At 64.4% G+C, this 21,403-nt stretch carries 22 protein-coding genes; 8 read left to right on the forward strand and 14 right to left on the reverse strand.

The genetic code is table 11. The features are described from left to right. Positions 1–27: 27 nt before the first annotated feature. Both AWB80_RS32370 and AWB80_RS32375 read right to left on the reverse strand, forming a co-directional pair. Positions 28–1,965 carry a DUF6600 domain-containing protein gene (locus AWB80_RS32370; RefSeq protein ID WP_061178807.1) on the reverse strand — a complete coding sequence of 646 codons (1,938 nt, stop codon included), beginning with the start codon at positions 1,963–1,965 and terminating at the stop codon, positions 28–30. A gap of 133 nt (positions 1,966–2,098) precedes the next feature. After that, complete coding sequence (locus AWB80_RS32375) at positions 2,099–2,848, reverse strand: ArsR/SmtB family transcription factor (protein ID WP_061178808.1); 750 nt, start codon at positions 2,846–2,848, stop codon at positions 2,099–2,101. 144 nt (positions 2,849–2,992) lie between these two features. Here AWB80_RS32375 and AWB80_RS44490 point away from each other — a divergent pair, with 144 nt between their 5' ends. Then, positions 2,993–3,136 carry a hypothetical protein gene (locus tag AWB80_RS44490; RefSeq protein ID WP_167390488.1) on the forward strand — a complete coding sequence of 48 codons (144 nt, stop codon included), beginning with the start codon at positions 2,993–2,995 and terminating at the stop codon, positions 3,134–3,136. 53 nt (positions 3,137–3,189) lie between these two features. Beyond that, entirely contained in the window at positions 3,190–3,720 is a 531-nt protein-coding gene (locus tag AWB80_RS32380) for an acyl-CoA thioesterase (RefSeq protein WP_061178763.1), read from the forward strand. A 30-nt stretch (positions 3,721–3,750) separates the two neighbouring features. On the opposite strand, the gene fumC is transcribed toward AWB80_RS32380, so the two are convergent. The 4 genes from fumC to AWB80_RS32400 form a co-directional block, all read right to left on the reverse strand. Next, positions 3,751–5,154 carry a class II fumarate hydratase gene (gene fumC, locus AWB80_RS32385; protein ID WP_061178764.1) on the reverse strand — a complete coding sequence of 468 codons (1,404 nt, stop codon included), beginning with the start codon at positions 5,152–5,154 and terminating at the stop codon, positions 3,751–3,753. A 26-nt stretch (positions 5,155–5,180) separates the two neighbouring features. Next, positions 5,181–6,815: a phospholipase D family protein gene (locus AWB80_RS32390; RefSeq protein WP_061178765.1), complete on the reverse strand. Its 1,635-nt coding sequence runs from the start codon at positions 6,813–6,815 to the stop codon at positions 5,181–5,183. A 278-nt stretch (positions 6,816–7,093) separates the two neighbouring features. Continuing rightward, a complete protein-coding gene (locus AWB80_RS32395) occupies positions 7,094–8,542 on the reverse strand; it encodes an MATE family efflux transporter (protein ID WP_061178766.1) in 1,449 nt (482 codons plus the stop codon). Between the two features lie 253 nt (positions 8,543–8,795). Next, the gene (locus AWB80_RS32400) at positions 8,796–9,017 is read right to left on the reverse strand and encodes an RNA-binding S4 domain-containing protein (RefSeq protein WP_061178767.1); all 222 of its coding nucleotides are present in this window, start codon (positions 9,015–9,017) and stop codon (positions 8,796–8,798) included. A gap of 313 nt (positions 9,018–9,330) precedes the next feature. Between AWB80_RS32400 and AWB80_RS32405 the strand changes: the two genes are divergently transcribed. From AWB80_RS32405 to AWB80_RS32415, 3 genes are all read left to right on the forward strand, one after another. Further along, entirely contained in the window at positions 9,331–9,720 is a 390-nt protein-coding gene (locus AWB80_RS32405) for a flagellar biosynthesis protein FlhF (protein WP_061178768.1), read from the forward strand. Between the two features lie 61 nt (positions 9,721–9,781). Next, the gene (locus tag AWB80_RS32410) at positions 9,782–10,039 is read left to right on the forward strand and encodes a hypothetical protein (RefSeq protein ID WP_061178809.1); all 258 of its coding nucleotides are present in this window, start codon (positions 9,782–9,784) and stop codon (positions 10,037–10,039) included. A gap of 151 nt (positions 10,040–10,190) precedes the next feature. Then, positions 10,191–12,320, forward strand: coding sequence for an ATP-dependent helicase (locus AWB80_RS32415; RefSeq protein ID WP_061178769.1), 2,130 nt, complete (start codon positions 10,191–10,193; stop codon positions 12,318–12,320). Positions 12,321–12,349: 29 nt separating this feature from the next. Here the strand turns inward: AWB80_RS32415 and AWB80_RS32420 are convergent, their stop codons facing one another. The 8 genes from AWB80_RS32420 to AWB80_RS32455 all read right to left on the reverse strand — a co-directional run bounded on the left by AWB80_RS32420 (position 12,350) and on the right by AWB80_RS32455 (position 18,505). Beyond that, a complete protein-coding gene (locus AWB80_RS32420; protein ID WP_143328181.1) occupies positions 12,350–12,790 on the reverse strand; it encodes a hypothetical protein in 441 nt (146 codons plus the stop codon). A 9-nt stretch (positions 12,791–12,799) separates the two neighbouring features. Further along, a complete protein-coding gene (locus AWB80_RS32425) occupies positions 12,800–13,675 on the reverse strand; it encodes an RHS repeat domain-containing protein (RefSeq protein WP_087131766.1) in 876 nt (291 codons plus the stop codon). Between the two features lie 313 nt (positions 13,676–13,988). After that, a complete protein-coding gene (locus AWB80_RS32430; protein WP_061178772.1) occupies positions 13,989–14,753 on the reverse strand; it encodes a DUF4088 family protein in 765 nt (254 codons plus the stop codon). 166 nt (positions 14,754–14,919) lie between these two features. Continuing rightward, positions 14,920–15,243: an AzlD domain-containing protein gene (locus tag AWB80_RS32435; protein WP_061178773.1), complete on the reverse strand. Its 324-nt coding sequence runs from the start codon at positions 15,241–15,243 to the stop codon at positions 14,920–14,922. After that, the gene (locus AWB80_RS32440; RefSeq protein ID WP_244206856.1) at positions 15,240–15,929 is read right to left on the reverse strand and encodes an AzlC family ABC transporter permease; all 690 of its coding nucleotides are present in this window, start codon (positions 15,927–15,929) and stop codon (positions 15,240–15,242) included. The genes AWB80_RS32435 and AWB80_RS32440 overlap by 4 nt, the downstream gene beginning before the upstream one ends. A gap of 83 nt (positions 15,930–16,012) precedes the next feature. Beyond that, positions 16,013–16,924 (reverse strand): helix-turn-helix domain-containing protein, encoded by a 912-nt coding sequence (locus AWB80_RS32445; RefSeq protein WP_244206852.1) that lies wholly within the window; start codon positions 16,922–16,924, stop codon positions 16,013–16,015. 74 nt (positions 16,925–16,998) lie between these two features. Further along, positions 16,999–17,475, reverse strand: coding sequence for a CreA family protein (locus tag AWB80_RS32450; RefSeq protein ID WP_061178810.1), 477 nt, complete (start codon positions 17,473–17,475; stop codon positions 16,999–17,001). A 283-nt stretch (positions 17,476–17,758) separates the two neighbouring features. Next, positions 17,759–18,505: a FadR/GntR family transcriptional regulator gene (locus AWB80_RS32455; protein ID WP_061178775.1), complete on the reverse strand. Its 747-nt coding sequence runs from the start codon at positions 18,503–18,505 to the stop codon at positions 17,759–17,761. A gap of 116 nt (positions 18,506–18,621) precedes the next feature. On the opposite strand from AWB80_RS32455, the gene AWB80_RS32460 reads away from it, so the two are divergent. The 3 genes from AWB80_RS32460 to AWB80_RS32470 are packed head-to-tail and all read left to right on the forward strand — an operon-like array spanning position 18,622 to position 21,343. After that, positions 18,622–19,365, forward strand: coding sequence for a (Fe-S)-binding protein (locus tag AWB80_RS32460; protein WP_061178776.1), 744 nt, complete (start codon positions 18,622–18,624; stop codon positions 19,363–19,365). Beyond that, positions 19,362–20,765, forward strand: a complete 1,404-nt coding sequence (locus tag AWB80_RS32465) for a lactate utilization protein B (protein WP_061178777.1) — start codon at positions 19,362–19,364, stop codon at positions 20,763–20,765. The genes AWB80_RS32460 and AWB80_RS32465 overlap by 4 nt, the downstream gene beginning before the upstream one ends. Further along, positions 20,762–21,343 (forward strand): LutC/YkgG family protein, encoded by a 582-nt coding sequence (locus tag AWB80_RS32470; RefSeq protein ID WP_061178778.1) that lies wholly within the window; start codon positions 20,762–20,764, stop codon positions 21,341–21,343. The genes AWB80_RS32465 and AWB80_RS32470 overlap by 4 nt, the downstream gene beginning before the upstream one ends. Positions 21,344–21,403 lie beyond the last annotated feature (60 nt).

Raw genomic sequence — 21,403 nt, forward strand, 5'->3', positions numbered from 1 at the left:
GGGCCGCGCGTTTGTCGTTTACGGCCTTTAGCCGCGATGATGCTCGTTACCGCCGCCGCCATGTTGCTGCTGCTGTGGCTGTTGCGGTTGCTGCGCCTGCTGTGGCCGTTGGTGGGCTTCCTGATGCGGCATCTGCGGCGGCGCCTGATGCGCTTCCTGATGCATCGGCTGACGCGCCGGCTCGGGATGATACTGCGGCCGCTGCGCTTGTTGCTGTGCCTGCTGCTGCGGGCGGGGCGGCGGCATCTCTCGATGCGGCTGTTCGGCGCGCGGCTGACGATAGGCTTGCGGCGGCGGTTGCATCGCCTGCATCGGCGGATTGGGCGCGCGGTGCTCGAAGTGCGGCGCGTCGCCCGCGTGCTGCGGCGGCTGGCCCTGTTGCGGCCGCACGCGCGATTCGTTGGGCACGGCGCGCCCATGCGATGCATCGCCATGCGAGAAGCGCGGATCGCCTTCTGATGGCGCACGCTCGGGCGCATGCGGCGCGCCGCCTGCAATCACCGAACGCGCCGGCCCATGCGTCGCGACGAGATGCACCTGATCGTTACGCGCGTCGCGATGGTCGTGAAAATCCGGCATGCCGACCGGCGCGCGCGTCGCCACCACTGGACGCCCGACACCGCCCTGCGGCGGCCGGTAATCCGCGCGCCGCGCGCCGGGCGCAAAACTGTCGCGGGTCGGCGCGATGCCCGGCGCGCCCGCGAAGAAGTGCGGATTGCGCCAGCGCGACGGATCGACGGCATACGGCTGCCGTCCGACCGGCTGACCATGCATGAACGCGTTCGCGGGCACGGCGGTGAGCCCACGCGGCGCGCGATAGTTGACGTACGTATTGTTCACATAGACGTTACGGTTGACTCGTTCGTAATAACGCGGGCTCCAGCCATCCCGATGCGGACGCCATGCCTCGCCCGGCCCGAGCGGGAACCACGCGACGCCCGCCGCCGCGACGCCGCCGACCGTCAGCGCGACGTTCCAGTCGACGCCGCTGGCGCCGTCGCCGACGAACGCGACGAGCGCGGGTGCATACGCGGGCGGCGCGCTCACGGCCATCGGCCCCGGCACCCAGGCCCATTGCGATCCGACATACGCCCAGCGCCCGTAGTGATAGGGCGCGAAACCCCAGGGCGCGTCGTCGATCCACGTCCAGCCCCACGGGTTCTGCCACGCCCAATGTCCTTGCCGATACGGCGCCCAGTCGGCGGAGACGGCATTCGGCACCCATACCGGCCCGTACGACGGATCGTTGCGCCACGTGCCGTTGGCGTCGAGATCCTGATAACCGGGAATGTCGCGCGACACGTAACGCGCCGAGACCGAGCGGTCTTCGGATGCGTCGCGGCTCGCGGCCCATTGATCGAACGCGTCCGGAGCGGGCGCGGCATCCGCGGACGTTTGCTGAAGATTCGTGCCCTCGAACGTCATCTGCTGGCCGCCCGCGAGCTGCACCGACCCGCCGTCGCCATACACGGTGACGCCGCCGCTTCGCACCGTGACCGTGGTCGCGCGGCCATCGGGCGCGACGTCCACGCGCACGTCGCCGGGCGTCGTGATCGCGAGCGCGGCGTTGGGCGTGTCGATCTCATAGCGCGTGCCGGGCGGCAGTTCGCGCACGCGCGTCGACAGCGTGCCCTGCGCGATCTTGAGTTGCGCGGCGTTGTCGTCGAGCGCGAGGATCGACATCGCGGTCGATGAACCGAGCCGCAGCGCCGTCGAACCGATATGCAGTTCAGAGCGTGCGTTTTCGTCGTTCCAGAGCTGATCGCCCGTGGTGAGCGGGCGGTTGATTTGCGCGTAGGACCAGTCGGAAGCGCCCGCCGGTTCTGTCGTCACGGTGCCCGCCATGTAGTTCAGGCGCGCGATGCGCCCGGGCGGGTCGGCTTGCGGCGTCTGCGCGAGCGCGCCGAGCGCCGATATCGATAAGAGCGCGCCCAGCGTCGCGGCGGCGATGGCCCTGTTTTTCATCGTGTTCTCCGGCGGCCGCGCGTGCATCCTGTCGGACGCGACGGTCCGCGAGGCCTACCGGATCAATGTATCGCCCGCGCGTGTATCCGTACGATGCCGTTTGTAACGGCGCGCGGGTCGGCGTAACAAAGCTTTATCGCGTGGACAGGAAGCCTTCGAAATGCCGATGCCCCGCCGGCGTCACGCGCAACACGCGACGCTTCGCGGCGTGCTCGATCCAGCCATGCGACTCGCACGCCTCGAGGAACGCCGCGCCGAGCGCGCCGCCCAGATGCGGCCTGCGCTCGCTCCAGTCGATGCAGGTGCATGCGAAGCGGCGTCGCCGCGCGCGCTGCGTCTTCAGGTCGATGCCGAGTTCGGCGAACGCCTGCGCGCCTTCCGGCGTCGCGTCGAGGGCGGCGGGGCCGTGCGCCTGTTCGTGATCGTCGGCGGCGGCGAGCCAGTTGCGGGCGATCATCCGGTCGAAGATCTGCACGGCGAGTTCGCCCGCGAGATGGTCGTAGCAAGTGCGCGCGAAACGCATGTCGACGGGCACGGCCGAAGGCGGCCGCTCGGGCGCGCGTTGCGGCGCGCTGGCACGCGCGAGATTGGCGAGCGCTTCGATGGCCGCGGCGATATCCGGCGTCGCGATGCGGTAATAGCGATGCCTTCCGCTGATTTCGAGCGCGAGCAGCCCGCCTTCGGTGAGCCGCGCGAGATGCCCGCTCGCCGCCGACGGCGACAGCCCCGCGATCATCGTCAGTTCGCCGGCGGGACGCGCGGTGCCGTCCATCAGCGACCAGAGCATCGCGGCGCGGCCCGGATCGGCGATCAGCGCGCCGATGCGCGACAGCCCGGGGAAGTGGCGCGCGCGGGAATCGGTGTCGTCGAAAGCGGAGTTCATGGCGATATCCCTGACGGGCGAAGTGATCGACATAGTCACTCTAGCGCGGCTTCGCATCCGATGTTTCACCGTGCGCCGAAATGTCGATGCGCGCGGCCCGGCGCTAGAATGAGCGCTGGCATTCGAGCCAGCAGGAGAATTTCCATGTCCAGGTTCTTTCTCGCCGGCGCGCTCTGCGCGCTGATGCTTTGCGCGGGCTGCGCGGGCGGGCCGTCGTCATCGGCGGGCGGCGGCGGCAGCATCACGATGTACGGCACGATCGATCAGGGCATCACGGTTCACGACTAGCGCCTTTTTCGCTTCGTATAATCGGCGTCATATGACTCGAACATGATGCCACCATGAATACGCCGACTTCATCCCCCATTCCCGCGGTCCCCGTGGTTCCGAAAAGCCGCGCCGAAACCACCTTTCGCTTTCTCGCCGAGCCGACTTCGGTGAATTTCGGCGGCAAGGTGCATGGCGGCGCGCTAATGAAATGGATCGACGAAACCGCCTACGCCTGCGCCGCGATGTGGTCCGGGCGTTACGCGGTGACGGTGAGCGTCGGCAATATCCGCTTTCGACGGCCGATTCTCGTCGGCAATCTGGTGGAATTGCGCGCGCGCGTGGTCACGACGGGGCGCACCAGCATGCACATTCACATCTCCGTGCACGCGGGCGATCCAAAAGTCGGCGAACTGCAGCAGACGACCGATTGCCTGATGGTCTTCGTCGCCGTCGATGAAAAAGGACAGCCGACGCCCGTGCCGTCGTTCGTGCCGGAGACGGATGAGGAAAAGCGGCTCGCGAAATACGCGATGGACGTGAAGGACGCGCTGGATGCGATCGTCGAGTTGAAGCCGGAAGAGGTGGCGGCGGGGAAGGTGTGATCCCGCCGCTCTACACACTCCAGCGCGCGCTTACTTCCCGACCATCTCCCCTGGCTTGACCCACTCATCGAACTGCTGCGCGCTCACGTGACCGAGCGCGAGCGCGGCGGCCTTGAGCGTCGTGCCTTCCTTGTGGGCCTTCTTCGCGATCTGCGCGGCCTTGTCGTAACCGATATGCGGATTGAGCGCCGTCACGAGCATCAGCGACTCGTTGAGCAGGCTCTCGATGCGCGTCTCGTTCGGCTCGATGCCCACCGCGCAGTTATCGTTGAAGCTCTGCGCGCCGTCCGCGAGCAGGCGGATCGATTGCAGCACGTTATGCGCGATCATCGGCCGGAACACGTTCAGCTCGAAGTTGCCGCTCGCGCCGCCGAAATTCACCGCGACGTCGTTGCCGAACACCTGGCAGCAGAGCATCGTGACGGCTTCGGATTGCGTGGGATTGACCTTGCCCGGCATGATCGAGCTGCCCGGCTCGTTCTCCGGAATCGACAGTTCGCCGAGCCCGCAGCGCGGCCCGCTGGCGAGCCAGCGGATGTCGTTGGCGATCTTCATCAGGCCCGCCGCAACCGTCTTCAGCGCGCCGTGCGCGGCGACGAGCGCGTCGGCAGCGGCCATTACTTCGAACTTGTTCGGCGCGGTCTCGAAGGGCAGGCCGGTGAGCTTGCCGATCGCGCCCGCGACCTTCGCGGCGAATTCCGGATGCGCGTTCAGTCCCGTGCCGACTGCCGTGCCGCCCTGCGCGAGCTGATACAGATGCGGCAGCGTCGCCTCGACATGCTTCACGCCCTGATCGAGTTGCGCGACGTAACCCGAAAACTCCTGGCCGAGCGTGAGCGGCGTGGCGTCCTGAAGATGCGTGCGGCCGATCTTCACGATCTTGTCGAACGCCTTCGATTTCTTCTCGAGCGTGTCGCGCAGCGTCTTCAGCGACGGCACCAGATGCTTGACGATCGCATACGCGACCGCGACGTGCATCGCCGTCGGGAACACGTCGTTGGACGACTGTCCGCGGTTCACGTCGTCGTTCGGATGCACGAGGCGCTCCTCGCCGCGCGGTCCGCCCATGATCTCGCTCGCGCGATTGGCGATCACCTCGTTCAGGTTCATGTTGGTCTGCGTGCCCGAGCCGGTCTGCCACACGGCGAGCGGAAATTCATCGGGATGCCTGCCGTCGATGATTTCCTCGGCCGCCTGCATGATCGCTTTCGCTTTCTTCGAGTCGAGCACCTTCAGGCCTTCGTTCACTTCGGCGGCGGCGTGCTTGATGATCGCGAGTGCGGTGATCAGTTCGGGCGACTGCTTTTCCGTCGAAATCTTGAAGTTCTGCAGCGAGCGCTGCGTCTGCGCGCCCCAGAGTTTGTCGTTCGGCACGGCGATTTCGCCGAACGTGTCCTTCTCCATCCGGACGTCGCCCTTCGCGTTCTGTGTCATGGCGTGAGTTCCCCTACGAGGTTGGATCAAAGCTGCTTGTCGACGGGCAACAGCATAAAGAGTCCCGTCATCGCATTGCGATAAAACCCTGCTTCGGGATCGAAATTCCAGGTGACGAGGCTGTTGTTGTCCTCGGTGGTCCAGACGAGGCCCGACTGCGGCGCGCCGGTGCGCCGCAATTCCTCGGTCACCGCCGCGCTCGCCAGCCGCACCTGCCAGCTCACCTTCGGCGAGGTGCCGTTGGCGAAAAGCGTAGCGGCTTCCTCGGCGATCGGCTTGCTGTGGATCACGAGCGCGAGCTCGGTGTTCAGCTTCGCCGAGCGCGGATCGAGATTCATCGAGCCGATCACGAGGATACTCCGATCGATCACATAGGCCTTCGCATGCAGGCTCGCGCGCGACTGCGAGCCGAACAGGCCGGCGCGCGGGCTGCGTTCGCCTTCGAGCTGGATCGGCTTGAATTCGTACAGTTCGACGCCGTTTTGCAGCAACGGAACGCGATACGGCGCGTAGCCGGCCTGCACGGCGACGGCGTCGGTGGCGGCGAGCGAGTTGGTCAGCACCGCGACGCGCACGCCGCGCCTGGTCGCCGCGCCGAGGGTTTTCACGCCCGTATCGTGCGGCACGAAGTAGGGCGAGAGGATCAGGAATTCGCTCTGCGCGTCCTTGAGCAGATCGACGAGACGCTGCATCGGCGGGCTCTTGTAGTCGTCGCTCGGATGCTCGATCTTCGACGGCGAATCGACCCAGAATTCCGTCGGCGCCCACACGAGGCCCATTTCCTCGCGTGAAATCTGCTGCGCGAGCGGCGTGGCGTTGAGCGGCTTCGCGTTCAGCGGCTCGGCCTGCTTGCGCCAGTGCGCGCGCAGGTCGTCGCGGGTCTTGTCGAGTTCGGCGGCGTCGAATTTCTGCTTGTTCAGCACGCGCAGCGGGTACGAGAGCGAGCTGTTCCAGTAATCGTCGAAGCTCGCGGAAATCTGCGGCGTCACCGGGCCGGCGGCGAAGACGTCGAGATCGCGGAACTGCAGCGTCGGGCTCGCACTGAAGTATTCGTCGCCGAGATTGCGCCCGCCGACGATCGCGATCTGGTTGTCCGCGATCATCGCCTTGTTGTGCATGCGGCGCGTGAAGTGGCCGAGATTCGTGAAGAAGTTCTGCGTGCGCTCGGAGAAGCTGCGCTGCGCGCTGCCGTACGGGTTGAATACGCGGATCTCGATGTTGTCGTGCGTGTTGAGCGCCGCCATGATCTGGTCGATGTCCTTGAAGTTCAGATCGTCGACGAGCATGCGCACGCGCACGCCGCGATCCGCCGCATAGAGCGCCGCGCCCAGCAGCAGCTTGCCGGTGTTGTCTTCCTCGGCGATGTAGTACTGCATGTCGAGCGTCTTCGTCGCCGCGCGCGCGAGGGCGATGCGCGCCTGCAACGCATCGGTGCCGGTCGGCAGCAGGCGCACGGCGGATTGATCCGGATGCCGCTGCTCGAGCGGCGCGAGCGCGCTCGCGAGCGGCGTCGCTTCGTTCGACGCCAGCGCGTGGCTCACCGGCCGGTCGAACGCCGTCGCGGGCGGTCGTGTCGCGCAGGCGGCGAGCAACGTCGTCAACATGACGATGGCGAATCTTCTTACTGGCGCGATGACGTCACGCGCTACGACTTCCCCCATTCCCCGGCTTTCCGACACTTCGATTCCTCGTTTTTGATTGTCGCGACTTGGCGCGTCTCGAAATTATTTTAAGGGGAATCGGAACAAGGCCGGGCAGGACGCCCGCGAGGAAGGCAGCGACAAGGCGTAGGGACGAAAAAAAGCCCGCTGGCTGAAGCGGGCTGATAACCCCTGTCACAGATGTCTCAAGGAGGAGACGGGTTCATCCTAACAATGCGCGCCGCGTGGACCAACCAAGCATTCGTGCTATGCATATCGGCGCGCGGATCGGGTGCTTATCAGGCGTGGCCGTGCGGCGCGGGGTTCGCGGCATCGGCGTCGTCCGGCTTCGGTGCGACGCCCGTCTCGACGAACCTGCGGCTGATGCGGTGAAACCGCAAGGTCATCAGCACGGCGACGCTCGCAAGGCCCGCCGCGAGCCCCCACCACAGGCCTTTGGGACCCAGCTCGAAGTGGAATGCGAGCACATAGGCGGTCGGAAAGCCGACGCCCCAGTAGCCGAACGCGGCGGCGAGCATCGGGATGCGCGTGTCTTTCAGGCCGCGCAGGCAGCCCGAGCCGACCGTCTGCATGCCGTCGACGATCTGGAACACGGCCGCCACGCCGAGCAGCGACGCCGCGAGCGCGACGGTGTGCGCGTTGGCGGGATCGTCGAGATGCAGATACAGGCCGACGATCGCGCGCGGCACCGTGATCAGCACGAGCCCCGAGCACATCATGAAGCCGACGCCCAGCGCCAGCGCGACGAAGCCCGCGTGACGCGCCGCGATAGGCACGCCCGCGCCGACCCAGTAGCCGACGCGCACGTTCGCCGCCTGGCCGATGGCGAGCGGCACCATGAACGCGACCGACGCGACGTTGAGCGCGATCTGATGCGCGGCGAGCGGCGCTTCGCCGAGCAGGCCGACCATCATGCCGGTGGCGAGAAAGAGCGTCGATTCGACGCCGTAGGTGATCGCGACCGGCCAGCCGATGCCGAACAGCTCGCCCATCAGCGGCAGGCGCGGGCGCGCGCGCGCGACGAAATGCCTGTAGCGCGGCCGCAGATGCAGCACCGCGACGAGCGCGATCGCGATACCCCAGACGGTGATCGTGGTCGCCGCCGCCGAACCGAGAAAGCCTTCGCGCGGCAGCCCGTACGCGCCGTGAATCAGCCCGTAGTTGAGAAAGCCGTTGACGAACACGCCGCCGATCGAGATCCACAGCAGCCTGCGCGCCGCGCCGATCGCGGGCAGGAACGCGCGCATCATGCCCACGCCGATGAGACTCGCCGGCGTGCCCCAGCGCAGCACCGCGCAGTATTCGCCGACGTTCTTCGCGAGCGTCGCCGGTTCGTGGAACGCGAGCAGGATCGGTTCGGCGTAGCTCAGCAGCACGAACGCGGGCACGGCGAGCAGCACGGACAGCACGAGGCCGGTCCAGTAGATGCCCGGCACGCGATCGTCGGCGTTCGCGCCGCGCGCATGCGCGACCGACACCGACACCGACGTCAGCACGCCCTGCAACAGCGTCACCACGACGAAAAAGAGGTTCGCGCCGAGGCCGCCGGCGGCGAGCGCGTCGGGCCCGAGCGAGCCGAGCAGGATGGTGTCGGTGACGCCCATCGCCATCTGCGAAAGCTGCGCGATGGCGAGCGGCGCGGCGAGGCGCGCCGTGTCGACGGCGTGACGCGAGAGGCTCGGCGGTCCTTGATGCGCGCGCGTGGCGCGGGTGACGTGCGGTTGCATGGCTGATCGGTTGAAAACGAGGACGGCGCGACAGTCAGTGCACTGAACGCCGCCGGACTGGAATGCGGAAGGGCAAAGAGCGGAGCGCGATGCGCAACACGCGCTGACGGAACGACCGACGCTGCAAACCCGGCGCTGAAACCAGAACGAAAGACGACTAGCTTATTGCGTCGCGTGCGGCATGTCGATGACGCGTTCGCTTATGGCCGGGTTTTCTCAATCGCGCGGCGTGCGCGCGCAAGTTCCGGCGACGCTATTCGGGCGCGCGCACGTGAATCGTCTGGCCGTCGAGCTTCACCTTCTGGCCCGCGCGAATCTTGCAGGTTTTGCGCATTTCCACCTTGCCGTCGACGGTGACGTCGCCCATTGCGACGCGCGCCTTCGCCGAGCCGCCGCTATCCGCCAGGCCCATCAGCTTGAGCAGGTTGTGGAGTTCGACGAAGTCGCCCGTGAGGGTGAATTGGAGTGGCGGCATGGGGCGGGCGCAGCGGAAAACGGAGGAAAGGCATCCATGATAAACCACCGCTGGCGACGCGCCGGGCATGCGTCGTGCTGTGGCCATCGCGAGGACCGGTTATCTCATCGCAAGCGGACGGATTGGCAAATGTAGCCAGATGAAACCGTCGGTAACAATGACTGGTTTTCGAGAACTTGCCCGATCGAGGTCCGGTCCGACCGTTTGATCGATGCAGCTTCGGTCATCTTTCCAATCGACAAAAGTCGCGCGGATCGCTCGCTTTCATCGCTGTCAGAGCGCCGCCGACGCCAACTAAAGAGAGGACGAACTCATGACTCGTGCACGAATCCTTTTGATCGGTTCCGCCATCGCCACGCTCGCCGCTTCGGGCGCCTACGCGCAAACCGCGCCGCAACCGGCGCCGATGGAACCGCAGACCATGCAGCCGGCGACGCCGCCACAGCAGAACGTCGTCGCGCCGGCGCCGACCGATCCGCTCGTCCAGCGCCGCAACGCGAACGCGGAGGCGAACGCCGAATATCGCGCATCGAAGAAGGCGTCGAAGGCCGAGCTGAAGGCGCAGAACCAGCAGGCCAAGTCGCAATACAAGGAAGAGGTGAAGAACGCCAAGATCAACCGCAAGGCGGACAAGGACGCCGCCAAGGCGGAACTGAACGCGACGGAGCCGAGCACGCCGAAGGACACGGGCCTGCAGCACTGAGCGTGACGCGCCGCGGGACCGGCGAAGTCCGGGTTCGCGGCTCAGAAACAGGGAGGACATGATGAACAGAAAAACCCATGCACTGCTTGCCGCGCTGATCGCGGGAACGTTCGCGAGCGTGAGCGTGGCCTCGTTCGCGCAGACGACCTCGGATGCACCGAGCGCCGCCGACCAGAAGGCCGCGAAGGAACAGACGAAGGCCGACAAGAAGGCGGCCGTCGCGCAAGCCAAGGCCGACAAGAAGAAAACCGAGGCGCAGTCCGAAGCCAACGAAGCCGCCGCCGACGCGAAGCTGAAGAACGCGAAGAAGGCGGAGTAACGCGCGCTTTTTGCGGCGATGCGAGCCCGGTTCCCTGCGAACCGGGCTCGTTGCATTTGGGGCCAAAAGCCTTGCCGAGCCAAAGACTTGCGCGCGCGGGTTGTATGGATATACAGTGTGCGTCACTCTTTTCCCGCCGCCATCTCCTCACGTGCTCACGCTTCCCGATACCGCCTCCGCCCCTTCCGCCTCCGTCGCGAAACAGGTGGCCGACTATCTCGCGAAGCTCAACGAGGCGCAGCGTCAGGCCGTCGAATTCGGCGTCGACGAACCCGGTCGCGCGGGCGGGCCGCTGCTCGTCATCGCGGGCGCGGGGTCGGGCAAGACGAACACGCTCGCGCATCGCGTCGCGCATCTGCTCGTGAAGGGCGCCGATCCGCATCGCATTCTGCTGCTCACGTTTTCGCGCCGCGCGGCGCTGGAAATGACGCGGCGCGTCACGCGTATTGCGATGAACGCGCTCGGCACGAAAAGCGCCATCGCGCAGGGGCTGACCTGGTCGGGCACATTTCATAGCGTCGGCGCGCGACTGTTGCGCGATTACGCCGACCTCGTCGGGCTCGCGCCGTCGTTCACGATCAACGACCGCGAGGATTCCGCCGATCTCATGAACCTCGTGCGGCACGAACTCGGCCTGTCGTCGAAGGAGAAGCGCTTTCCGGCCAAGTCGACGTGTTTCGCAATCTACTCGCGCGTCGTTAATACGGGCGCGACGCTCAACTACGTGCTCGATCAGTCGTATCCGTGGTGCCGCGAGTGGGAAGCCGATCTCAAGCGCCTGTTCGCCGCCTACGTGGCCGCCAAACAGGCGCAAAGCGTGCTCGATTACGACGATCTGCTGCTCTACTGGTCGCACCTCGCGGCGGAGCCGTCAGTGGCGGCGGATCTCGCGAGCCGGTTCGATCACGTACTCGTCGACGAATATCAGGACACCAATCGCCTGCAGGCGTCGATCCTGCTCGCGATGAAACCGGATGGGCGCGGCCTCACCGTCGTCGGCGACGATGCGCAATCCATCTACTCGTTTCGCGGCGCGACGGTGCGCAATATCCTCGATTTTCCGGGCCATTTCGATCCGCCCGCCGAAACCGTCACGCTCGATCGCAACTATCGCTCGACGCAGCCGATCCTGGAGGCGTCGAACGCCGTGATCGGACTCGCGTCCGAGCGCTACACGAAGAATCTCTGGACCGACAAGGCATCGGCGCAAAAGCCGCGCGTCGTGTCCGTCGCCGATGAAGCCGATCAGGCGCGCTATGTCGTCGAGAAAGTGCTGGAGGCGCGCGAATCGGGCATGAGGCTCAAGTCGCAGGCGGTGCTGTTTCGCGCCGCGCATCACAGCGCGACGCTCGAAATCGAACTCACGCGGCGCAATATTCCGTTCGTGAAGTTCGGTGGCCTCAAGTTTCTCGATTCCGTCCACGTGAAGGACGTGCTTTCGGTGCTGCGCTGGGCCGAGAATCCGCGCGATCGCGTCGCGGGCTTTCGCGTCGCGCAATTGCTGCCGGGCATCGGGCCCGCCATCGCTGCGCGTCTGCTGGATAGCGTGAGCGCGCCGGATGCGGTTGCGTCGGGCGCGATCGCTGCGTTCGCCGCGCCCGCCAGAGCCAGCGAGGACTGGCCGCGCTTCGTCGGCCTGATGGCGAAGCTCTGCGGGCGCGAGTCGGGCTGGCCCGCCGAGTTCGAAATGATCCGCCGCTGGTACGAGCCGCATCTGGAGCGCAATCACGAAGACGCGGCGATCCGCATCGGCGATATTTTGCAGATGGAGAGCATCGCGTCCACGTATCCGACGCGCGAGCGCTTTCTCACCGAACTCACGCTCGATCCACCTGACGCCACCAGCGACGAATCCGGCGTGCCGCTGCTCGACGAAGACTATCTGATCCTCTCGACGATCCATTCGGCGAAGGGCCAGGAATGGCGGAACGTGTTCGTGCTGAACGGCGTGGACGGCTGCATCCCGTCCGATCTCGGCACCGGCAGCGACGAGGAAATCGACGAAGAGCGGCGTCTTTTATACGTCGCGATGACGCGTGCGAAGGAAGACCTGCACATCGTCACGCCGCAGCGTTTCTACGTGCACAACCAGACGCATCTGGGCGACCGCCACGTGTGGGCTCAACGCACGCGCTTCATCCCGCCGCATCTGATGCAGAACTTCGAAGCGGCCGCCTGGCCGCCGGTGATCGCGCCCGCCGCGCCGACGGCGGCGGGACTGGCGGCGGCCGCGAAAGCGAAAATCGATATCGCGGCGCGTTTGAAGGGAATGTGGGAGTAGGGCGAAGTCCTTCGCCAATCGTGTCGGGATCAGAGTTCCTCGGCGTCAGACAAATCTTCCCAGCCGGTTACCTCTTTATCCTCGAAATGAACAAAGATGCCGTAGGGCTCGCAGATCCTGAACATTCCTTCGATGAAACGTATCGACCACCTCCTGTTCCGCCAGAAGGTCAATTCTGGCTGGGTGACAACAGGGACCTTTGGCGTCACCCTCCCTCCGAACGGCTCAGGGTTGTCCTCGTAGCATCGTGTCAGGTAATCAGACGCGTGCCTTTTGAGTGAGTCGAAAGTTTCGATGATTTCGTTGGCAAACGCGAAGGTATCCCATTCGAGGGCATCAAAGGATTCGACTTTGATGTTCATGAATATCGGTTCGCCATCTATCTGCACATGACATGTGAGGAAGCGCGTTCCGTCGTCGCTCTCATTACGCCTCATCGGGCCCAACGGCGTGTCTATCGATTCATGCATCGTGGAACTTCAGTAAGAGAAAATTGAGTTCTTGCAGTGATACTTGATCTTCATCTTATGTTCTTGTGCGAACTCGGCCATTACGCGGGCGCAATCTTCCCATGGGTTGATTCCTTCAACCGGGATGGTGACGCCGTTGCGACGGATGAATGAATTCTCGGACCTGATATTCAGCGTCGAACCTTCGAGATCAGATCGTTTCGCTACATCTTTCAAGTGACGTAGCAGTTTCTGTTCAGCGTCTTCCGTTCGTCCGATGACTTTCTTTGCCCCCGGCGTGGCTTTGAATTCAGGAAGCTCAATGGTGCTGCCGTCAGCGCGCTTCAAAAAAGCACTGATGCGGTTGAGGCCCATTGGGTCGAGCCATCCAAATACATTCGGCGCGTACTCGTAAGCGTTCAATCCACCCTGGACACCGATGGGATCTGGACTAATGAACTGCGCTGTCTGGGGATCGAAGTACCTGAACCGGTTGTAGTGGAGCGTGGATTCCTTATCGAAATATTGCCCTTGCATGCGCAAGTGTACGGCTACGTTCGACTTGATTATTTCCGCTTTCCCGGTCGGACCATATCGAACCTCCCAAACCACGTTTCCGGCTTCATCGAAGGCTCTTACTGGCGCGCCATTTGGATCGTTCTCGAAGAAATAGAGGGAGTCGCGCACACGCTGTGTGGGCACGGTCGCGCCATTCGTCCGTTGAACAACACTGGCGATCAATGGAGGTATCGCTATGCGGCGACCGTTGAATTGTTTGCTGGAACCAGAGCGTGGCGTCACGGGTCCAGCACGATAGTCCTGATAAACGATGGGACGCTTGCTGCCGGTTTTTCTGAATGCTCCCTTCAAGCGCTTCACTTCAGTAGAGACCACTCGCATTGCCATCTGACGTTCTCCGAAAATGAGCTCGGCTGGAGGCGGAAAAAGGCGTACTTTCTACGACAGGTGCAGCGCGTTCAGTGTGGCTTGTAATTCTGCATAACTGAACAAGTAACTTCCTAAATATCGGAAAACAAGTTCTTTGTTGTGCTGCCTCACGATAAGAGCAATACCCTGAGCTACGACGGAATTGGATGCAGACGCAACTCGACTCCTGATGGCGACGGCGCATGCGGTGCTCATCGTGGCCGCCGGTGGCGCGCCCGCCGAGCCGACGGCGGCGCGTTTGAAGGGAATGTGGTAGCAGAAGAAGCGCGCGTCAGCGCTGCGCGCGCGTGGCTCGCGGCGCGCGCGGCGTCGGCGAGAAAATGCTGCGCAGCCACGCGGCGAAACGCGTGAAGCCGTCATAAGGCTCTTCGATGAACAGCTCGGGCCGCAGCGAGCGCAGATACTCCAGCACCTGTTGCGCTTCCTGCTTCGGAATCGAGCCATAGACGATGCCGAGCCGCAGCAGGCCGCGCAGTTCGCCGAGCTTTTCCCGCGCGGTCGAACCGACGCTCGTTTCCACCAAAATCTTGGTTTCGTACGCGCGCTGGCGCAGCGAATCGGCGAGACGCCACGCGGGCGTCTGCATCTTTTCCTCGACTTCGCGGATATCCGCCGCCGCCGACTTGATCTGCGACGCCAGCATGTCCACTTGCGACACATCGCCGTTCGCTTCGGTGACGATTGCCGTCGCCCACTCGCGCGAGGCCTTGACGAGGTCCTCGGCGGTCCAGTCGGCGCGGATCGCGAACGCGAAACCGTGTTCGGCCGCCTGACGGATCAGGATTTCGACGACATCCGGAAACTCCTTGTCGAGCGCGCGCTTTGCCCACGCGTACTGGCCGTGCGTGAGCATGCGCTGCACCGCCTGCTCGGTGAGCGGCGTGTGGTTGTCGAGCAGCTTCGCGCGCAGGAAGTCCTCGAACGACGGCGTGACGAATTGTGGATCGAGCTTCAGCGACAGGCGCAGAAACGCTTCGAAGTCGCGCTGCAGCGAAGCGATGGTCTCGTCGCGAAGCGAAAGGGTGATTTGACGCATGTTGGTTCCCGGTTCCGCTGGTCGGTCGCCCGATGGCGGGAAATGCTGGCGGCGCCGCTTCTCAGGGCGGAGTCCATTCGTTTCTGATAACGGCGCGCTTTCCGGGAACTTGAGGTTTCTTTGCAGCTTTTTGAAAGCCGATCGATACGTGAGCGTCGAAGAAGGTTCAGCGCAGCACGGCGAACTGCCACGCGAAAAACACCGCGAGCGCCACCGCAATCGTCAAAAGCGGGCGTTTCGTGAGCACGCAAACGATCACCGCGACGATCGCCGCGACGAGCTGCGGATTGCGCCAGGTGATCTCGGCGCCGTTGCCGTGCGGCGAGACCGTCATCGGCACGATGATCGCGGTGAGCACCGTCACCGGCACGAACGAGAGCGCGGTACGCACGATGGGCGCAAAGGCCAGGCGCTCGCCCAGCACGAACACGGCGGCGCGGATGGCGAATGTGATCACCGCCATGCCGAGGATCAATGCGACATAGTTCATTGCGTGCGCTCCTTGGCGTTCTTCAGGCGCTGCTTCGCTTGCGGCCGGTTTTCCATCAGCGTGAGCACCATGCCGACCGCCACGCCCACGAACACTGCCGCGAGCAGGCCGAGTTTGTACGGCCAGCCTTGCCACGCGAACGACAGCACGCCCGAAGCGAGCGCCGCCGCGATGAAGCGCACGGCCACCAGTTGCGGCACGATGATCGCGATGAAGGTCGCCACCATCGCGAAATCGAGTCCGAGCGCTTTCAGACCGGGGAACGCCGCACCGAACAGCAGGCCGACGAGCGTCCACATCTGCCAGTTCAGATACATCGCGACGCCCGAGCCGAAGAAGTAGTGCGGGCCGATCTCGCCGGGCGGGCGCTTCTGATAGTGCGCATAGGCGACCGCGAAGACTTCGTCGGTGAGAACGCCAGCGAGCGCCCAGCGCCAGCGGCGCGGCAGATGCGCGACATAGGGCGCGAGCGTCGCCGAATAGAGCACGTGACGCAGATTGACGACGAATGTCGTCGCCAGGATGACGGCGAAGCTCGCATGCGATGCGATCAGCCCGACCGCGATGAACTGCGCGGAGCCGGCGAACACGGCGAGCGACATCAACTGGCCGTGCCAGAGCGTGAGCGGACTGGCCGTGACGAGCGTGCCGAAGATCACGCCGAAGGGCGCAGCGCCGATCATCATCGGGATGGTGTCGCGGGCGCCGGCGGCGAATTCGCGCAAGGCCGAGTTGGACCGTTGCGCGGACGGTTGTGCGGGTGTTGCTTTCAAGATGTCCTCCTATGGAAGCGAGGATACGCAAGACGCCGGTCCGGATGCTTGTACGTTCTTGCGCTTTCCCTTTGCTTCGCGCGCGTTCGGCGCCAGCGGCCGGGCGGCACGCCGAAGGTGCGTTTGAAATGACGCGTGAAATGGCTCTGATCGGTGAAGCCGCTCGCCGCCGCGACATCCGTCACGGAGGCGCCCGCGCGCAACGCCGGCAACGCGCGCACGATGCGCATCTGGTTGCGCCACGCGTGCGGCGCGAGACCGGTTTCGCGCGTGAACAGGCGCGCCGCGTGGAAGGTCGAAAGGCCGACCGTCTGCGCGAGTTCGGCGAGCGTGACCGGTTCGAGCAGATCGTCGGCGAGGCGGGATTTCATCGTCGCGACACGATTTGCGTCGGTGGCGAGGGGCGCGATGCCGGGGCGCGCCAGCGCGTGGCGGCCAAGCAGCGTCGTCACGGCATCGACGAGGGCCAGTTCCGCGGCGAGCGGATCGGCGCCGCTTTCCAGCAGCCGATGCGCGACGACCAGACGCCGCGCCAGATCGGCATCGCGAACGATATCGACCGGAAACCACGGCGACGACTCCGGACGGCCCGACATATCGCGCGCGAGATTTTCGACGAACGGCACCGGCAGATAGAACACGCGATAGCGCCAGCCCGCATCGACGGCGCGCGCGCCCGTATGCACTTCGCCGGGGTTGATGACCGGCACCGAGCCGGCCTCGGCGACGTGATGCGCGCCGCGATAGTCGTAACACTCCGCGCCCGCTTCGATCACGGGCACCGTGTAGGCGTCGTGCCAGTGCGGCGAGAACTCGTGATCGTAGTATTCGGCCGTCACCATGTCCGCGTCCGGCACGAGCGACGAGCGCCAGTAGTGTGCGGCATTGCGGAAACGGGCGGCGTTCATCGGTTGCGATTTCTGAGACAGGCGGAATCGCTCAGTTTACAACTTTGTTTCGCACCGGGCCGGACAGTTGGACGTTACTTCACCGGTATGGTCGTGCCTTCGGGCACCGGCACGGCCGTCACGCTGTTTTTCGGGCTGCCGGTCGCGATCCGGTCGCTGTAGGTCATATAAACGAGCGTGTTGCGCTTCGCATCGACGATACGCACCACATGCAGCGTCTTGAAGATGAACGACATGCTGGCGGCGAACACGTCGCTCTTCTGCTTGAGCGGCTGCGCGATCTTGATCGGCCCGACCTGGCGGCAGGCGATCGACGCCTCGCTCGGATCTTCCGCGATGCCCAGCGTGCCTTTCACGCCGCCCGTGCGCGCCCGCGACACATAGCAGGTGACGCCCTGCACGAGCGGATCGTCGTACGCGTCGACGCTCACGCGGTCAGAACCGGTGAAACGGAAATTCGTGTTGACGCTGGCGATCTCCTCCGCGTGCGCGAGCGCCGCGCCGAAGAGAGTGGCAATCGATGCGGCGAGCGCGAGGACGGAGGGTTTCATCGTCATCCTTCGGAAAAGAGAAAGGGCGTCGTATTGTATCGACGCCCTAGTTCTTTTGATGCATCGCCGCGCTGCCGGTCAATGAAAGATCAGATACAGAATCACGAGAACCACGACCGGTACGCCGAGCAGCCATCCGAGCAGATAAGGCATGTTGTCCTCCTTCGCGTGTTGTTTTCGACGATTTCAGTATCGCGAGGAAGTCCGCTGCACGTTAGCCGTGCACGTCCGAATTCTGTGTAGGTGTTGTCCTATCGAAATTTACAAAGAGTTTACGGATTCGTCATGCCATCAGACGGATTTTCTTCGCCGGGCGGTCGCGATACAGCGTGCGAACGTAGTCGAGATGCGCACCCGCGCACTCGCGCGCCCGCGCCGGATCGCGCGCGACGATCGCATCGAAGATCGCGCGATGTTGCGCGAGCAGGTTTGCTTCGACTTCGTCGTCGTAGTCGACGAGGCGGTGAGAGGTGAGCATCGACTCGCGAACGAGTTCGTTGAGCCCGTGCATCACGTGCGTGAGCGCGACGTTGTGCGTCGCGTCGGCGATCGCCAGATGGAACGCCGCATCCTTTTCGGCGATACGCGTGCTCTTTTCAGCGACGGCGCTCTGCAACGCATCGAACGCGGCAGCGATTCGCGCAAGGTCGGCTTCGGTGGCGCGCTCGGCGGCGTAGGCGGTCGAGAGCGTTTCCAGGCCGTGGCGCAGTTCCAGCACGTCGGCGCTCGCGTCGGGTTGCTGTTCGAGCAGGGCCGCGAGCGGACGCGACACCAGCGGCGCCGTCACATCCGACACGACAAACCCGCCGCGTCCGGCCGCGCGGATGAAGCCGTCGGATTCGAGCCGGATCAGCGCCTCGCGCAGCGACGGGCGCGACACGTTCAGTTGCTCGGCCAGATCGCGCTCGGCGGGCAGGCGCTGACCGGGCAGCAGCGTGCCGTTCGAGATGAGTTCGCGAATCTGCCCCGACACCACATCGGAGAGGCGCACGCGGGCATAGGAATGCGCCTGGACGGGCTGAAAAGTCATCGTTCGATGTGAATACAAGGATGGAGGCCTGGGATTGTCCGAGTTTGACACGAATCGAGCATCTCATTAAAGTCTTGGTCAGACCAAGCTTACCAAATTCCTCCCCTCGGATCGTCATGAAAGTTGCCCTGTTCGTTCCCTGTTTCATCGACGCGTTCTATCCGCAGGTCGGCATCGCCACGCTGGAGTTGCTGGAACGGCTCGGCGTGGACGTCGACTATCCGCAGGATCAGACCTGCTGCGGCCAGCCGATGGCCAATAGCGGCGCGCACAAGGACGCCGCCGGCACCGAGCGCGTATTCGCACGCAATTTCGCCGATTACGACTACGTGGTCGGTCCGTCAGCGAGTTGCACGCATCACGTGCGCGAGCATTTCACCGCGATCGAGCAGACGAGCGCGGTGCAGAAGGTGCGTCGCAATACCTATGAACTCGTCGAATTTCTCCATGACGTGTTGAAGGTGCGCGAGTTTCCGTGGGCCGAGTTTCCGCACAGGATCGGGCTGCACAACAGTTGCAGCGCGGTGCGGCATCTGCGCGAGACATCGAACTCGGAAGTCGCGGGTACGCCGTTTTCGAAGCCGCGCGCGTTGCTCGAAGGCGTGAAGGGCATAGAGTTCGTCACGCCCGCGCGTCCCGACGAGTGCTGCGGCTTCGGCGGGACGTTCTCGGTCACCGAGGCGGCCGTCTCCGTGCGAATGGGGCAGGACAAGGTGCGCGATCATGTCGGCGCGGGCGCGGAGTACATCGTGTCGGGCGACATGTCGTGTCTCATGCATCAGCAGGGCTGCGCCGAGCGCATGAAAGCCGATGCGAAGTTCATCCACATCGCGCAGGTTCTCAACGGAGCGCAGGGATGAGCAAACTCGTGACTAAAACCGTTCGGATCGATCACGCGAAGGCGGCCGGGGCGTTTCTGCAGAAGACGGATCACGTCGCGTTCCACGACAAGCGTCTGTGGGACCTGCGCAGCAAGCGCGATGCGCAGGCGCACGGCATTCCCGAATGGGAGGCGATGCGCGAGCTGGCATCGGGCATCAAGGAACATACGCTGTCCAATCTTGCCGATTACATCGCGCGGTTCATCGATCAGGCAGAGAAGAACGGTGTCGTCGTGCATTTTGCGGCGAATGCGCAGGAGCACAACGAACTCGTCTACACGCTGATGAGCGAGCGCGGCATGACATCGCTCGTGAAAAGCAAGTCGATGCTCACCGACGAGTGCTACATGCGCGAGTATCTCGAACCGCGCGGCATCACGGTGATGGAAACCGATCTCGGCGAACGCATCCAGCAGCTCGATCATCAAGACCCGAGCCATATGGTCGTGCCGGCGGTGCACAAGCTGCGCGCGGATGTGGCGGAGCTCTTCGGCAAGACCATCGGCACCGATCCGAACAACAGCGACATCCACTATCTCGCCGAAAGCCAGCGCATGAACACGCGGCCGTACTTCGTGCGCGAGAAGACGGCGGGCATGACCGGCTGCAACTTCGCGGTTGCGGAGACGGGCACGGTCGTCGTGTGCACGAACGAAGGCAATGCGGATCTCTCCGCGAACGTGCCGCCGCTGCATATCGCGTCGATCGGCATCGAAAAGATCATTCCGACGATCGCCGATCTCGGCGTGTTCGTACGCATGCTGTCGCGCAGCGCGCTCGGCTCGCCGATCACGCAATACACGTCGCACTTTCGCGCGCCGCGTCCGGGCACGGAGATGCACTACATCCTCGTCGACAACGGCCGCTCCGAGCGGCTCGCGATGGACGACTTCTGGTATTCGCTCAAATGCATCCGCTGCGGCGCGTGCATGAATACTTGTCCGGTGTATCGGCGCAGCGGCGGGCTGTCCTATGGCGGCACGTATTCCGGGCCGATCGGCGCGATCATCAATCCGACCCATGATCTGAAGCGCTACAGCGCGCTGCCGTTCGCATCGACGATGAACGGCAGTTGCACGAACGTGTGTCCCGTGAAGGTGAACATCCACGAACAGATCTACAAGTGGCGCGAGGTGATCGCGGACAAGCACGAAGTGCCGTTCGTGAAGCAGGAAGTCCTGAAGATGGCGGGGCGGCTGCTCGCGAGTCCGACGCTGTATCGCGCGACGGTCGCATCGCTCGGCGGCGCGTTGAAGCGTCTGCCCAACTTCGTGCTGTACAACCCGCTCAATATCTGGGGGCGTCAGCGCGACTTGCCCGAAGCGCCCGCCGAGACTTTTCACGAGTGGTACAAGAAGAACCGCAAGGCTGAGAAATGACGACTCGCGAAGCTTTTCTGTCGAAGATCCGCGCGGCGCAGCCCGCACCGCGCCCGCGCCCCGAGGTGCCGCTCTTTCCGACGCCCGAAGGCGATCTGAAGGCGCGCTTCACGGCCGCGCTCATCGCGATGGGCGGCACGTGCGTCGACGCCGCCGGCCTGAACGACGTGAACGCGTTGCTGGCTGCGCGCTTCCCCGATGCGAAGGTGATCGCCTCGGCCGTGCCGGGCATCGACGGCACGCGGCCGCTCGCGCCCGACACCGTGCCGGCGTCGCTTCAGGATGTCGATGTGGGCGTCGTGCGAGGGCGCTTCGGCGTCGCTGAAACCGGCTCGGTGTGGTTCAGCGAGCAAGAGTACATCGTGAACTCGGTCGGCTATCTGTCGCAGCATCTCGTCGTGCTGCTCGATCCGGCGCTGCTCGTCGAGGGCTTGCAGCAGGTGTATCGACGGGCCGATTTCACATCGGCGCGCTATGCGGTGCTCGTGACGGGACCGTCCGCGACGGCGGATATCGAAGGCGTGTTGATTCGCGGCGCGCAGGGCGTGCGCTCGCTGACCGTCGTGTGGCTGGCGTGAAACTTCGGAATGATGCGTTGAAGCAGAAACAGAAACAAAAAAGCCCAGTCGCATGACTGG

This window comes from Caballeronia pedi (assembly GCF_001544915.2).
Lineage (GTDB): Bacteria > Pseudomonadota > Gammaproteobacteria > Burkholderiales > Burkholderiaceae > Caballeronia > Caballeronia pedi.

Bases quoted from the DNA above. Each gene is read 5' to 3' on its own strand.
- AWB80_RS32450 (WP_061178810.1), bottom strand. From the start codon at position 17,475: ATGAAACCCTCCGTCCTCGCGCTCGCCGCATCGATTGCCACTCTCTTC.
- AWB80_RS32420 (WP_143328181.1), bottom strand. From the start codon at position 12,790: ATGCATGAATCGATAGACACGCCGTTGGGCCCGATGAGGCGTAATGAG.
- AWB80_RS32465 (WP_061178777.1), top strand. From the start codon at position 19,362: ATGAGCAAACTCGTGACTAAAACCGTTCGGATCGATCACGCGAAGGCG.
- AWB80_RS32435 (WP_061178773.1), bottom strand. From the start codon at position 15,243: ATGAACTATGTCGCATTGATCCTCGGCATGGCGGTGATCACATTCGCC.
- AWB80_RS32470 (WP_061178778.1), top strand. From the start codon at position 20,762: ATGACGACTCGCGAAGCTTTTCTGTCGAAGATCCGCGCGGCGCAGCCC.
- AWB80_RS44490 (WP_167390488.1), top strand. From the start codon at position 2,993: ATGTCCAGGTTCTTTCTCGCCGGCGCGCTCTGCGCGCTGATGCTTTGC.
- AWB80_RS32395 (WP_061178766.1), bottom strand. From the start codon at position 8,542: ATGCAACCGCACGTCACCCGCGCCACGCGCGCGCATCAAGGACCGCCG.
- AWB80_RS32400 (WP_061178767.1), bottom strand. From the start codon at position 9,017: ATGCCGCCACTCCAATTCACCCTCACGGGCGACTTCGTCGAACTCCAC.
- AWB80_RS32375 (WP_061178808.1), bottom strand. From the start codon at position 2,848: ATGAACTCCGCTTTCGACGACACCGATTCCCGCGCGCGCCACTTCCCC.
- AWB80_RS32455 (WP_061178775.1), bottom strand. From the start codon at position 18,505: ATGACTTTTCAGCCCGTCCAGGCGCATTCCTATGCCCGCGTGCGCCTC.
- fumC (WP_061178764.1), bottom strand. From the start codon at position 5,154: ATGACACAGAACGCGAAGGGCGACGTCCGGATGGAGAAGGACACGTTC.
- AWB80_RS32440 (WP_244206856.1), bottom strand. From the start codon at position 15,929: ATGATGATCGGCGCTGCGCCCTTCGGCGTGATCTTCGGCACGCTCGTC.
- AWB80_RS32410 (WP_061178809.1), top strand. From the start codon at position 9,782: ATGAACAGAAAAACCCATGCACTGCTTGCCGCGCTGATCGCGGGAACG.
- AWB80_RS32390 (WP_061178765.1), bottom strand. From the start codon at position 6,815: ATGGGGGAAGTCGTAGCGCGTGACGTCATCGCGCCAGTAAGAAGATTC.
- AWB80_RS32405 (WP_061178768.1), top strand. From the start codon at position 9,331: ATGACTCGTGCACGAATCCTTTTGATCGGTTCCGCCATCGCCACGCTC.
- AWB80_RS32445 (WP_244206852.1), bottom strand. From the start codon at position 16,924: ATGAACGCCGCCCGTTTCCGCAATGCCGCACACTACTGGCGCTCGTCG.
- AWB80_RS32425 (WP_087131766.1), bottom strand. From the start codon at position 13,675: ATGGCAATGCGAGTGGTCTCTACTGAAGTGAAGCGCTTGAAGGGAGCA.
- AWB80_RS32430 (WP_061178772.1), bottom strand. From the start codon at position 14,753: ATGCGTCAAATCACCCTTTCGCTTCGCGACGAGACCATCGCTTCGCTG.
- AWB80_RS32380 (WP_061178763.1), top strand. From the start codon at position 3,190: ATGAATACGCCGACTTCATCCCCCATTCCCGCGGTCCCCGTGGTTCCG.
- AWB80_RS32370 (WP_061178807.1), bottom strand. From the start codon at position 1,965: ATGAAAAACAGGGCCATCGCCGCCGCGACGCTGGGCGCGCTCTTATCG.
- AWB80_RS32460 (WP_061178776.1), top strand. From the start codon at position 18,622: ATGAAAGTTGCCCTGTTCGTTCCCTGTTTCATCGACGCGTTCTATCCG.